Genomic DNA, 11,885 nt, shown 5'->3' on the forward strand with positions numbered 1-11,885 from the left:
ACCGAGGCGCACCGATCCCGTCTCCCTCGGGTGGAACGGATCGCCGACGTCGTACTGCTTGAGTTCTCCTGTGCCCCAGCACGAGACGTACAGCCAGCGGTCGTCGACCGACAGATCGATGTCGGAGACGAGCGGCGGTACCGCGCCGAAGGGTTTCAGCGCGGGCGGCAGATCGTCGGCCTCGGCCGGCTCCGCCGGAATGGTGATCACCTTCTCGACCACCCACCGGTCGTCGCTCTTGTGCCACATCCACACGGAGGCCGACAGATCCTCCACGCTGATGACGACTCCCACGAACCCGAACGCCTCGGAGGGATTGTGAGCCGGGCGGAGTTCGAGAACCATCTGGTGCTCGTCGCCGAGGTCGACGCGCTGGGTCAGCTTGCGCTCGGACATGCTCCAGAAGTCCAGGTGGTGTCCGAACCTGCGGCCGAGGAGGTCCTCGGCGTCGAGTCCGTTCTCGATCATCGACGGCGTGGCCCACTCGGAGGTGATCACCGTGTCGTACTTCAGGTGCCACCACACGTCGTACGCCAAGAACTGCTCGCCGTGCTCCGCCTCCCACGCTCCGACGACGTCGAACGTGTCGTGGTCGAGCAGCGCGACACCGCCCGGACCCTCGGCGCCGTCGGCGCCGCCCAGGGCGGACATGAAGATGCCCCCCGGTCCGCAATGCACCGTGTGCGGCCGCGAGTATCCCGCCTTCGCGGCGAGCTCGGCGGCCTCGATCGTGCGGGTCACCACCGGGTGCCGCGGGTCGGGTTTGGTGTCGAGGATGTACGTTCTCGACGAGCGGATGCCCGGCACCACCAGGTATCGCCGCTCGAGCGGCTGCCCGTGATGCCCGGCGTGGTGATCGCCGTGCCCCTCGTGACCGTGCCCCTCATGACCGTGCCCCTCATGACACAGCGCGCTCGAGCAGGCGTTCCACCCGAAGTGGTGCAACTCGTTGCCCGCCGTCGGCAACTCGGTCCAGCCGACCACACCACCGTATGTCGGCGAACCCGGCTCGCAATCGACCACTGCGATCGCGTCCTTCGCCCGGCCTGCGGGATCGAAGGCAGCCACATAGGCAAGCCGCTCGGGCGCGGCTGCTACGGCGTCACTCGGGGTGCGGTAGAACGTGGGATCTGTCGTCGTAGACATGAATCCTCCTCGACTCGGTCCTGTCCGCCGGGCCACCCTCGGTGGTCCACGGTCGGTCGACGTCACAGGTAGGCATGCCTTTCCCTGATTGTCCGCCGCGCAGGACCGCATGTCGACCTTCCGCGGGGGCGGGCTGCCCGGAAGGCGCCGCCCGACATGGGAAGACCCCCTGGATCGTCGATCCCGGGGGTCTCGTGCCAACCCCTACCACAGGAGGCGGCCCCAGCCTGCCACACGCCGGGGTGGCGCCGCCGGGCGGCCCGGCGGCGGATCAGGCGCGTGCGTTTCCGGCCTTCCACGTCGACCACGGGATGTTCCAGTCCCCGAGCCCCTCGGTGCCTTCGAGGATGCCGCCGACGGTGTTCTTCACGATCACGATGTCGCCGCGCTTGGTGTTGTCGAAGATCCACCTGGCGTTGGCCGGGCTCAGGTTGAGGCAGCCGTGGCTGACGTTGCGGGAACCCTGATCGCCGAGCGACCACGGCGCGGAGTGGAAGAAGATGCCGCTGTACGACATCCGCGTCGCCCAGTCCACCGGGGTCCGGTAGCCCTGCGGGGAGTCGACGGCGACGCCATAGGTCGACGAGTCCATCACCAGATGCTCGAACCGGTCGCCGATCGTGTACACGCCGTTCGGGGTGGGCGTGCTGTCCTTGCCCATGGACGTGGGCATCGTCATCACGTCGACCCCGTTGCGGTTGACGGTGACCTGCTTGGTGTTGTCGTCGGCGGTGATGATCACCGCGTCGCCGACGGTGAAGGTCGAATGTACATCCGACTGCCCGAACAGACCGTCGCCGAGATCGCGGCCGTAGACCTTCACGTCCACCGTGACCGTCGTGCCCGGCGCCCAGTAGTGCTCGGGCCGCCACCGCACCTCGCGGTTGCTGAGCCAGTAGAACGCGCCCTCCACCGGCGGGTCGGTGACGACGGTGATGGCCTGCTCGACGGCGAGGCGATCAGGGATGTTCTCGTCGAACTGGATCGCGACGGGCTGGCCGATGCCGACGACCGAGCCCTCGCCCGGCATCACGTAGGGCTGAGTGAGGTTGCCGGGGGCGCTGGTGGCGAAGGAGGCGACGGTCGTGGTCGCTCCGCCGAGCCCGTACGCGACGGCCTCGAGCCGGTACTGCCGGCTGTAACCGAGGGGCTCGGTGTTGGCCCAGGTGGCTCCGTCCGGGCCGAGCGCCCCGGCGACGGGTTCCCCGTCCGGGTTGAGCAGCGTGACCGACTCGAGCTTGCCGTTGACCACCGAGACCGTCACGGGCTCGATGGGCGAGAAGCCGACTCCTCCGTCGACGACGCTCGCCGACACCGTGGGCTTGATGAGCGCGGCGAGCGGATTCGAATCGATCGGCACCTCCTCGGCCCCGCCGGCGCTGCTCGCACCGGAGCAGGCCGTGACGAAGGTCATGACGCCGACCAACACGGTCCCGAGCACCACCGCGACGGCGCGCCGATTCCGCCGTCGGCGCGGCGCCGCACTGTTCCCAACCACTCTCCACCCTCCGATTCCGGGCCTCCCCCGGGCCGCAAAAGTGCACGTCGATGCGTGTGCGCTCGATGATGCCAGCCCCGCTCGAGGCGGAGCCGTCGCGACGTCGACGACGCGAATAACGTTCGAATACCAATCGCCGCCGGACCCCTCGGCGTTACGTGTCGCTCCCACCGAAATGCGGCATGACCTGCCGATTTGGTGCGCTACTGGAAGGTGTGTAATCTTTCCTTCGTCGCCGGGACAACGGCCCGGAGACGCACCGCCAAGCGCCATTAGCTCAATTGGCAGAGCAGCTGACTCTTAATCAGCGGGTTCGGGGTTCGAGTCCCTGATGGCGCACAAGAAGGGCCAGACCTCCCCACGAGGTCTGGCCTTTTTCTTTACCCAACCCACGCCCTTGCCACCCCACCAGCCACCCCGCCTTCGACGCGGCCTCGAACACCGGCCGCGCCTCCGCGGGACCGCCCGGACTACGCCGAGTACCGGCGACGTTCCGTGCCGCGGCCGAGGGAACCGTCGGCCACAGCGCTTCCCTCGCGAGGCGGGCGCATGGCCGGCGTGTGCGACGCGGCCTCGACCGCCGCCAGTTCGGCGAGTCGGCGGAGGTCGCCCTCCAGTGCCGCGCGCCGGTCTCGGTGCGCCTTGACCAGCCGCCAATAGACCCGGTCCAGGCCCGGTGCCACGTGGAGCACACGGTAGGTCTGGACGATCTTGGTGCCTCCGGGGACGGGTTCGAGGTCGATGCGCCATTCGGTGCTGTCCGCCCGGCCCAGGAGACCCGCCGTCCGCCATGCCAGCGTCCGCGGCGGCTCCACAACGGTGAATACGCACGACCGACTCCACCGGAGGCCGCCGGAGCGGTTCCTGCCCCGGAACCGGATTCCCGGCGCTGCCGCTCGGGCGTTTCCGAGCAGGCGCGCGTCCCGGCATTCGTGACTCCACTCACCGACCCGGGTCACGTCGGTGATGATCTGCCACACCGCCTCCGCCGGGGCGCGGCTCACCGTCTCGGTCCTGCCGTGCCGCGCCAAGGTGCCCATCAGGATCGCCCCTCGAGAAGCGCAAGGTTGAGCGACGGCAGCTCGGCGGCGGGCCCGTGGCCCCACCGCAAGCCGGACTTGCGCCGGTAGGTGCGCGCGAAGCCGTGCAGCAGGATGAAGCGCGGCACGGCGGGGACCACGTGCATGATCAGCTCACGGTCGTCCTCGCCGAGCCCGTCGATGACCCAGTGGGCCTCCGCGCCGAGTTCCAGGAAGCTCTTGGGCCTGACGAAATACTCCTGTTCCACGTCGTGGTACTCGGCGGTGGTGAGGGTCGCGGCCACGACCGGCATCATCTCCAGCTCTTCACGCCGCAGATGGGGAAGGAGCACGTCGGTGAGCCCTGCCAGCGCTTCGAGCAGCGGTTGCCGAGCGTTCGCGTCGTCGCGGTAGGCCAGCGCTGCGTCTTCCAGGGCGGTGATCGCCGGTGCGATCCGCTGGTGGTCGGCGTCCATCTGGTCCAGCAGGGCGCCGGCGTCGGGGTTCTTCACCCGGATCAAGGGCCACAGCCCGACATCCTCGCCGGTGTGATGGATGTGCAGGAAGCGCATCATCCACAACACGTGCTCCGCCAGTCCGCGTCGACGCCGAGGGTCCGGGTACGGCTCGGTGGTGAGCACGATCCGGGTGCGTTCCAGGTCACGGCGAAGTGCGCTGTGCACTATTCCCATGCTGCGTGTGTCTGCGGGTCCATGGTCGGTAGTCATGGCCCATCACCTTCCACTCTCCAGGCCCAGGAGCCGGATGACGGCTCCGGTGAGCCAGTTCTCGTACTGCTCAGGGCTCCAGCCGGTGCTGCCGGTCAACAGCTCGTACACCTCCATGCTGAGCACGGCCCACAGCCCCTCGGCCTCGACCGGGCTCAGTTCACGGCCGGCCATCATCGCACCGCCGACCCGCACGTTCAGGCGCTGGCGCTCCCGTGCCTGTTCCAGCCATGTCGCGAGGTCCGGCTCCACGACGGCTGCCGCGCGCAGGGTGCGCTGCAGGCCGACGGTTCGTCGGTTGATGCCGGTCACCAGGGCGGCTGCCGCGGCGGCCCGATCCCGAGGGGTGCCCTGCGACAGGGCGGCGAACTCCGGCCGGTCCATCAGCGCCACCCGTTCGTCGTCCCCGACAACGGCGACGTCGAGCACCTGCATGAGGAGTCCTGCCTTGGAACCGAAGTGGGCATACACCGTTTCGACCGATGTGCCCGCCGAGCGCGCGACGTCTCGGACCGCGACCGACCACCCACCCTCGGAGAACAGGGTGGTGGCGGCGTCGAGGACGGCCCGCCGGTTCTGCTCGGCCTGGCGCCGGCGAAGGGTCGAGTCGTACCGCCGCGGCTTCTCCTCCACCGGGCCCACGTCGCGCGCTTCTGCGCTCATACTCCAACGGTAGAACCGTTCCGTTTTCAATACAAGTAGCTTCAGGCCAAATCTTTCGTGCACGCTGCCCGCACCGATCGGAGACTCCTACCGCGCCGGGGCGCCCGGCGTCCGTTGCCCACCGGGAATGTTCTCCACGACCGGACCGGACGCCGAGTATGCCGATCCACCTTGCGATTTCGGTCCGACCACCAGCGAACCCCTCTAGCCTCGGAGGCGGATCACATCGACCGTCGAAGGAGTGTCGCCATGGGTCAGCTCGAGGGCAAGGTCGCGTTCATCACCGGTGCCGCACGCGGACAGGGCCGCAGTCACGCCGTCCGGCTGGCCCAGGAGGGGGCCGACATCATCGCCGTCGACCTCTGCGCCCAGGTCGACACGGTGGGATACCCACTCGCGACGGCCGACGACCTCGCCGAGACCGTCCGGCAGGTCGAGGCGCTGGACCGGCGGATCATCGCCGGCCAGGCCGACGTCCGCGACAGCGCCGCCCTGAAATCGGCGGTCGACGAGGGCGTCGCCCAGCTCGGCCGGCTCGACATCGTCCTCGCGAACGCCGGCATCGCCAGCTTCGCGCCGGTCGAGGACCTGACGGACGAGATGTGGGACGACATGATCGATATCAATCTCACGGGGGTGTTCAAGACGGTGCGGGCAGCCGTGCCGCACCTGAAGGCCAACGACGACGGCGGCGCAATCGTGCTCACCAGTTCCACCGCCGGCATCAAGGGCCTGGCGAACCTTGCCCACTACGTCGCCGCCAAGCACGGAGTGGTGGGGTTGACGAAGACACTCGCCAACGAGCTCGCTCCCCACATGATCCGCGTGAACTCGGTGCATCCCACGGCAGTGAACACAGACATGATCCACAACGAGCAGACCTACTCGGTCTTCCTGCCGGACAAGAAGCCGTCGGAGATCACCCGCGAGGAAGCGGCCGAGTCGTTCAAGGCCATGAACGCCCTGCCGATCGAATGGGTCGAACCGGTCGACATCAGCAATGCGATCCTGTTCCTGGTCAGCGACGCGGGGCGCTACGTCACCGGCGTGCAGCTGCCGATCGACGCGGGCTCGGTGATCAAGTAGCCGCCCCGGGCCCGTCGCTCGCGCGCGGAGCGTCGCCGAGGTGCCTGCGGAAGAAGGCGGCGATGCGGGCGCGCGCGTCGCGGGTGGCCGGCTCGTCGTAGCGGGCGGCCACGACCTTGGCGATGGTCCTGTCCACGATCGACAGATCACCGGGGTCGTGGTCGTTCATGAAGCCGTGCCCCACGTTCGGGTATCGCTCGATGTCGTGGTCGATGTTCGCGGCCGTCAGTACCGGTTCGAGCCGGTCGGGCACCTCGCGCACGCCGGGCCATCGGTCCTTCGTCCCGAAACTGCCGACGATCGGACACGCCCGCGGCAGGGCACGCTCGACTTCCTTCGTGAGGCCGCCGTAGTTGACGCTCGCCGCGGCGAAGTTGTGGTCGGACGCGACGGCGAGGGCGAAGCCGCCGCCCATGCAGAACCCGATCACGCCGATGCGGCCCGTGCAGTCCCGCCGGTCCGCGAGCCAGTTCCGCGCGGCGTCCAGGTCGCCGCGCGGCACCCAGCCCCGGAAGAGGGAGAACAGGCAGGTGGACCGCCTGGACCCGTGGAACAGGTCCGGCGCGACGGCAAGGAAGCCCTCGCCGGCGAGCCAGTCGGCCTGGGCGCGGATGTCGCGGCTCATGCCCAGCGCGTCGTGGATCACGACGACCCCGGGCCACGGACCGGGGCCTGCGGGCGTGGCGAGGTGGGCGGGCATCGGCCCGCGCTCCGTGGGGATGGTCACGTCCGTCACGGTGCGTCCCTCCTGCCGGTCAGCCCTCCACGATCACCGGGTCGCCGATCTTCACCCGGTCGAAGTACCACTGCGCGTTCTCGGTACTCAGGTTGATGCAGCCGTGGCTGACGTTCGCGTAGCCCTGCGAGTCCACCGACCACGGCGCCGCGTGCACGAAGATGCCACCCCAGGTGAGCCGCACGGCGTACTCGGTGTCGATGCGGTAACCCTCCGGCGAGTCGATCGGGACGCCGTAGGTGGACGAGTCCATGACGAGATCGCGGAACTTCTCCAGAACCGAGAAGGTGCCGACCGGGGTCTCGTAGCCGGGCTTGCCCATCGACGCCGGCATCGTCCGCACCACCTCGCCGTTGAGGATGACCGTGAACTGGTGCGTCGACCGGTTCGCGACGGCGACGAACTCGTCGCCGACCTGGAATTCGGTGCGCGCCCCGGCCACGGCGACGGTCACGGTGGTGTGCCCCGGCCAGAGGCGGTCGGGAACCCACTGCACGCGGCTGTCGTCGAGCCACGCGAAACGGCCGCTCACGGGCTTCGACGTGGTGATCTCGACGGCACGTTCGGCGGCGGCGCGGTCACCGACCGGTGCGCCGAACCGGACGGTCACGGGATGTCCCACCCCCACCACCGCGCCGTTCGCCGGCTCGAGCGCCGACGCGGGCAGCCTGGCCGGCGGCGCACCGCCGACGGTTCCCGCCGCGGCCGCGGCCCCCGAACCGAGCAGGGCCATGGCGGTCAGGATCGAGACGAGAAGAAGTCGTGCAACCCGCTGTGCGTTCGGCATGGCCGTCAGCCCCCTCGAAGATGGCGCGGTTGGCTCGTTACCAGTCAACCACGCCAAGATCGAACTCGAAACGGGTCCTTTGTCACTCCCCCGGCGGGCACGACCACGACGCCGGGAAACGACGAAGGGCACCGCGGTCCGGCGAACCGGACGACGGTGCCCTTCGGATCAGCTGTCAGCGCAGCAGCTTGCGCAGCGCCAGGGCGCCGATGACGACACCGACCGCCGCGAGCGCGTACTTGACGTTGGGCTGGTTCACCTTCTCCATCACGGTCTGCTTGGCATGGGCCATCACGTTCTTCGGGCTGGCGCGCACACTCAATTCGTCGAGGGTGCTCGCAAGCTGGTTGCGGGCGTTCTCGATGTCCCGTTCGATGGCCTCGGTGTCCCTACCCACGTGATCCTCCAGTTGGTCGCTGCACTGTGCTGCGACCACGGTAGTGGACGCACGGGTCCGTTACCCTCTCGGAGGTGACGGAAAACAGCAGCAGGCTCGCCCCCGGCGATACGGCTCCCGAGTTCACCCTCCCCGACGCGGACGGCAACGAGGTGTCGCTGTCGGACTACCGCGGACGCAAGGTGATCGTGTACTTCTACCCCGCCGCGAGCACCCCCGGGTGCACCAAGCAGGCCTGCGATTTCCGCGACAGCCTCGCCGACCTGAACGGCGCCGGGCTCGCCGTCGTGGGCATCTCCCCCGACAAGCCGGCCAAGCTCGCGAAGTTCCGGGACGCCGAGCAGCTGACGTTTCCGTTGCTGTCGGATCCGGACAAGACCACGCTCACGGCGTGGGGGGCGTTCGGCGAGAAGAAGATGTACGGCAAGACCGTCACCGGAGTGATCCGTTCGACGTTCGTCGTCGACGAGGACGGCCGGATCGAGGTTGCGCAGTACAACGTGCGCGCCACCGGGCACGTCGCGAAGCTGCGCCGCGACCTGTCGGTCTGAGCGGCGGCTCACCGCGTGAGGGAGGCGAGCACCAGCGCCTCCGCGACGGCCATGTGCTCGAGCTCGGACGGGTCGACGCTCTCGTCGGGCCCGTGGATCCGGGCGCTCGGCTCCTCCACGCCGAGCAGCGCGATCTCCGCGTCCGGCAGCACCTGTTGCAGCACCGTGCACAGCGGGATCGATCCGCCCTGCCCGACCGTGCCGACCTCGCGTCCGTAGACGGCGCCGAGCGCGCTGCGCAGCGCGGCGTATCCCGGTCCGTCGGTCGCGGCCCGGAACGGTTCGCTCACGCCTTCCCGGTCGACCCGCACCCGCACGTTCCACGGGGCGTGGGCGTGCAGGTGGGCGACGAGGGCGTCCTGGGCGGTGGCCGGATCCATCCCCGGCGGGACGCGGAGGTTCAGCCGGGCCGACGCGCGGGGCACGACCGCCGCCGCCGACCCCACCACCGGTGGGGCGTCGATGCCGAGGATCGTCAGCGCGGGACGCGCCCACACGGCGTCGGCCACGGACCCGGCCGACAGCAGTGAGACCCCGTCGAGCACACCGGCGTCGGCGCGGAACACCTCCTCGGGATACGGTTCGCCGCTCCAGATTCCGGTGGGGTCGAGCCCGTCGATCACGGTGTCGCCGGCCTCGTCGCGCAGGCTCGACAGCAGGCGCACCAGCGCGGCGAGCGCGTCGGGGGCTGCGCCGCCGAACTGGCCCGAGTGGATCTCCCCGGCGAGGGCTTCGACGTGGACGACGACGTTCGCCAGGCCGCGCAGCGACGTCGTGAGGGTCGGCCGTCCCACCTCGGCGTTGCCGCAGTCCGCGACGAGCACCAGGTCGGCGGCGAACAGATCGGGCCGTTCGCGGGCCAGGTTCTCGAGCCCGCCACCGGTTTCCTCCGAGCCGTCGCCGACGATCCGGATCCCGACGGGAAGCGGTCCCCGCTCCCGCAGCGCGCGCAGCGCGAGCAGGTGCATCACGAGATTGCCCTTGCAGTCCGCGGCGCCGCGCCCGTACCAGCGGCCGTCGCGTTCGGTGAGCGTGAACGGCGGAGTGTGCCAGAGCGATTCGTCGCCCGGGGGCTGCACGTCGTAGTGGCTGTAGAGGAACACGGTCGGCGCTCCCGCCGGGGCCGGCGTGTGCCCGAGCACCGCGAGCGAGCCGTCCGACGTCTCGATCAGCGCGGTGTTGTCGACGCCGACCGCGGCGAACGCATCGCGCACCCATCGGGCGGCAGCGACGCACTCCTCGGCCGGGAACAGCCGCGGATCGGCCACCGACCGGAACGCCACCAGTTCCCCGAGGTCCCTGCGCGCCCCGGGCATCAGCCGGCGCACCCGCTCCCGCATGTCCGCGACGTCCACCGCGCCTCCCCGATCGTCGTGTCTCGTTTTCGCTACGGGTACCGCCCCTCGAGATCGAAGCATGCTCGCAGCGGCCGCGTCCGGCGTAGATTCCGCGATATCGAGGTTGCCATCGGGCGGAACGGTCCAGGAAGCGGGGCCGGACGGCCCTCGAACGGAAGGCACAGCGATGCCACCCAGCCCGCAGAGCGCGCTCACGCCGTTCTATCGGCAGGTCCAGTCCCACTACGACCTCTCGGACGAGTTCTTCACGCTGTTCCTCGACCCGTCGATGACCTACAGCTGCGCGTATTTCGAGCGGGACGACATGACGCTCGAGCAGGCCCAGGCCGCGAAGGTCGATCTGTCGCTCGGCAAGTGCGACCTGCACCCGGGCATGACACTGCTCGACGTCGGATGCGGCTGGGGCTCGACGATGCTGCGCGCCGCCACGCACTACGACGTGAACACGATCGGGCTCACGCTCAGCCGCAACCAGTACGAGCACGTCCGCGACCTCGCAGCGGGGCTGCCCGGCCCCCGCACCGTGGACGTGCGGCTGCAGGGCTGGGAGGAGTTCGACGGGCGCGTGGACCGCATCGTGAGCATCGGCGCGTTCGAGCACTTCCGGAGCGAACGCTACGACCGGTTCTTCACCAAGTGCCACGACATGCTGCCCCCGGACGGCCGGATGCTGCTGCACACCATCGTGGGGCACCGCCTCGCGACGCTGCGCGAGCGGGGAATCCCGGTGACCCGGGAGAACGCGCTGTTCCACATCTTCATCAAGCGGGAGATCTTCCCCGGCGGGCAGTTGCCGCAGCCGGAGACGGTGGTCGACGGCGCGGAGCGGGCGGGGTTCCGGGTCGAACGCATCCAGGCCCTGGCGCCGCACTACGTCCGCACCCTCGAACACTGGGCCGCGGCGCTGTCGGCCCGCCGGGACGAGGCGGTCGCCCTGTCGTCGGAGGAGATGTACGAGCGCTTCATGAAGTACCTGAACGGTTCCGCCGAACACTTCCGCACGGGCCACATCGACGTCATGCAGTTCACTCTCGTCAAGTGAGCGCCGGCGACCGCGGCACCACCGGCGGTGTTAGCTGAGACTCGCCCTCACAGCTAAAAGTTCGGAATTCGGACAACCTCCGGTTAGCCTGGGCGCGTGGAGTCTGCAACGAAGCGCGGCCGCACCCCACGCCGTATCGATCCGGCGCTGGAGGTCCAGGCGGCGCCCCAGGAACTCGTGCCGCGCCGTCGCCCGACGCAGGAGCGCAGCCGGCGCAAGTTCGACGCGCTGCTCGCCGCGTCCCGCGAACTGCTCACCGAGGTCGGCTTCGAGTCGTTCACCTGCGAAGAGGTGGCTGCCCGTGCCGATGTCCCCATCGGAACCCTCTACCAGTTCTTCGCCAACAAGTACGTCATCGTGTGTGAACTGAACCGGCAGGACCTGGTGGGTGTGCAGGACGAGCTCGCCAAGTTCGACGGCGTCATCCCCTCCGTGGACTGGCTGCGGTTCCTCAACGCCTTCGTCGACCATCTCGCCGGGCTGTGGATGTCGGACCCCTCGCGGCGGGAGGTGTGGCTCGCGATGCAGTCCACCCCGTCGACCCGGGCGACCGGCGCGATCCACGAGAAGGAGTTCGCCGAGCAGATCGCGCGGATGCTGGCTCCGCTCATGCCCGACACCCCGCGCGAGCGTCGCACGCTGATGGCCGAGGTGCTCGTGCACGTCGTCTACTCGATGCTGAACTTCTCCGTGCAGGACGACCAGAGCCACGCCGACGCGGTCGTCGAGCTCAAGCGGCTGATGGGTGCGTATCTGATGGTGGCGGAGAAGGAGTCACGCACCAGCGCCAAGCGGCGCAGGCGCCGTGAGGCCGCCGCCCGGGCGGAGGAGACCGAGCGGCCGGTCCCGGAGGACGACGGCCAGGTGGAAACGC

General features: G+C 69.5%; 13 protein-coding genes and 1 tRNA gene. 5 read left to right on the top strand and 9 right to left on the bottom strand.

Features of this window, described 5'->3' with window-relative positions; genetic code table 11:
- A partial coding sequence (locus tag CQZ88_RS23565; RefSeq protein WP_258008749.1) for a selenium-binding family protein occupies positions 1 to 1,146 on the bottom strand: 1,146 nt, incomplete at its 3' end.
- A gap of 271 nt (positions 1,147 to 1,417) precedes the next feature.
- The gene (locus CQZ88_RS23570) at positions 1,418 to 2,560 is read right to left on the bottom strand and encodes an Ig-like domain-containing protein (RefSeq protein ID WP_231771708.1); all 1,143 of its coding nucleotides are present in this window, start codon (positions 2,558 to 2,560) and stop codon (positions 1,418 to 1,420) included.
- 350 nt (positions 2,561 to 2,910) lie between these two features.
- Between CQZ88_RS23570 and CQZ88_RS23575 the strand changes: the two genes are divergently transcribed.
- A tRNA-Lys gene (locus CQZ88_RS23575) sits at positions 2,911 to 2,983 on the top strand.
- A 131-nt stretch (positions 2,984 to 3,114) separates the two neighbouring features.
- Here the strand turns inward: CQZ88_RS23575 and CQZ88_RS23580 are convergent.
- Genes CQZ88_RS23580 through CQZ88_RS23590 form a run of 3 tightly spaced genes read right to left on the bottom strand, consistent with a single transcriptional unit; the run spans position 3,115 to position 5,054 of the window.
- Positions 3,115 to 3,684, bottom strand: a complete 570-nt coding sequence (locus tag CQZ88_RS23580) for an SRPBCC family protein (protein ID WP_102800396.1) — start codon at positions 3,682 to 3,684, stop codon at positions 3,115 to 3,117.
- On the bottom strand, positions 3,684 to 4,391 hold the full coding sequence (locus tag CQZ88_RS23585; protein ID WP_102800397.1) for a hemerythrin domain-containing protein: 708 nt from the start codon (positions 4,389 to 4,391) through the stop codon (positions 3,684 to 3,686). Before CQZ88_RS23585 ends, CQZ88_RS23580 begins: the two co-directional genes overlap by 1 nt.
- 6 nt (positions 4,392 to 4,397) lie before the next feature.
- A complete protein-coding gene (locus tag CQZ88_RS23590) occupies positions 4,398 to 5,054 on the bottom strand; it encodes a TetR/AcrR family transcriptional regulator (RefSeq protein WP_044476027.1) in 657 nt (218 codons plus the stop codon).
- Between the two features lie 249 nt (positions 5,055 to 5,303).
- Here CQZ88_RS23590 and CQZ88_RS23595 point away from each other — a divergent pair, with 249 nt between their 5' ends.
- The gene (locus CQZ88_RS23595; protein WP_006937571.1) at positions 5,304 to 6,140 is read left to right on the top strand and encodes a mycofactocin-coupled SDR family oxidoreductase; all 837 of its coding nucleotides are present in this window, start codon (positions 5,304 to 5,306) and stop codon (positions 6,138 to 6,140) included.
- Here the strand turns inward: CQZ88_RS23595 and CQZ88_RS23600 are convergent.
- From CQZ88_RS23600 to CQZ88_RS23610, 3 genes are all read right to left on the bottom strand, one after another.
- Positions 6,133 to 6,867: a dienelactone hydrolase family protein gene (locus CQZ88_RS23600; RefSeq protein ID WP_231771710.1), complete on the bottom strand. Its 735-nt coding sequence runs from the start codon at positions 6,865 to 6,867 to the stop codon at positions 6,133 to 6,135. The genes CQZ88_RS23595 and CQZ88_RS23600 overlap by 8 nt on opposite strands.
- 28 nt (positions 6,868 to 6,895) lie before the next feature.
- Positions 6,896 to 7,663, bottom strand: coding sequence for a L,D-transpeptidase family protein (locus tag CQZ88_RS23605; protein WP_006937568.1), 768 nt, complete (start codon positions 7,661 to 7,663; stop codon positions 6,896 to 6,898).
- A gap of 175 nt (positions 7,664 to 7,838) precedes the next feature.
- A complete protein-coding gene (locus tag CQZ88_RS23610) occupies positions 7,839 to 8,060 on the bottom strand; it encodes a DUF3618 domain-containing protein (protein ID WP_006937565.1) in 222 nt (73 codons plus the stop codon).
- A gap of 74 nt (positions 8,061 to 8,134) precedes the next feature.
- Between CQZ88_RS23610 and bcp the strand changes: the two genes are divergently transcribed.
- Positions 8,135 to 8,611: a thioredoxin-dependent thiol peroxidase gene (gene bcp / locus CQZ88_RS23615; protein WP_006937563.1), complete on the top strand. Its 477-nt coding sequence runs from the start codon at positions 8,135 to 8,137 to the stop codon at positions 8,609 to 8,611.
- Between the two features lie 8 nt (positions 8,612 to 8,619).
- Here bcp and CQZ88_RS23620 read toward each other — a convergent pair whose 3' ends face one another.
- Positions 8,620 to 9,951 (bottom strand): dipeptidase, encoded by a 1,332-nt coding sequence (locus CQZ88_RS23620; RefSeq protein ID WP_180987075.1) that lies wholly within the window; start codon positions 9,949 to 9,951, stop codon positions 8,620 to 8,622.
- A gap of 184 nt (positions 9,952 to 10,135) precedes the next feature.
- Between CQZ88_RS23620 and CQZ88_RS23625 the strand changes: the two genes are divergently transcribed.
- Together CQZ88_RS23625 and CQZ88_RS23630 are read left to right on the top strand one after the other, a co-directional pair.
- On the top strand, positions 10,136 to 11,011 hold the full coding sequence (locus CQZ88_RS23625; protein ID WP_006937561.1) for a cyclopropane mycolic acid synthase family methyltransferase: 876 nt from the start codon (positions 10,136 to 10,138) through the stop codon (positions 11,009 to 11,011).
- A gap of 135 nt (positions 11,012 to 11,146) precedes the next feature.
- Positions 11,147 to 11,885 (top strand): TetR/AcrR family transcriptional regulator (locus CQZ88_RS23630; RefSeq protein ID WP_374703839.1); only part of this gene is annotated, 739 nt, incomplete at its 3' end.

This window comes from Rhodococcus sp. ENV425 (genome assembly GCF_002887785.1).
Taxonomy (GTDB): Bacteria; Actinomycetota; Actinomycetes; order Mycobacteriales; family Mycobacteriaceae; genus Rhodococcus; species Rhodococcus aetherivorans.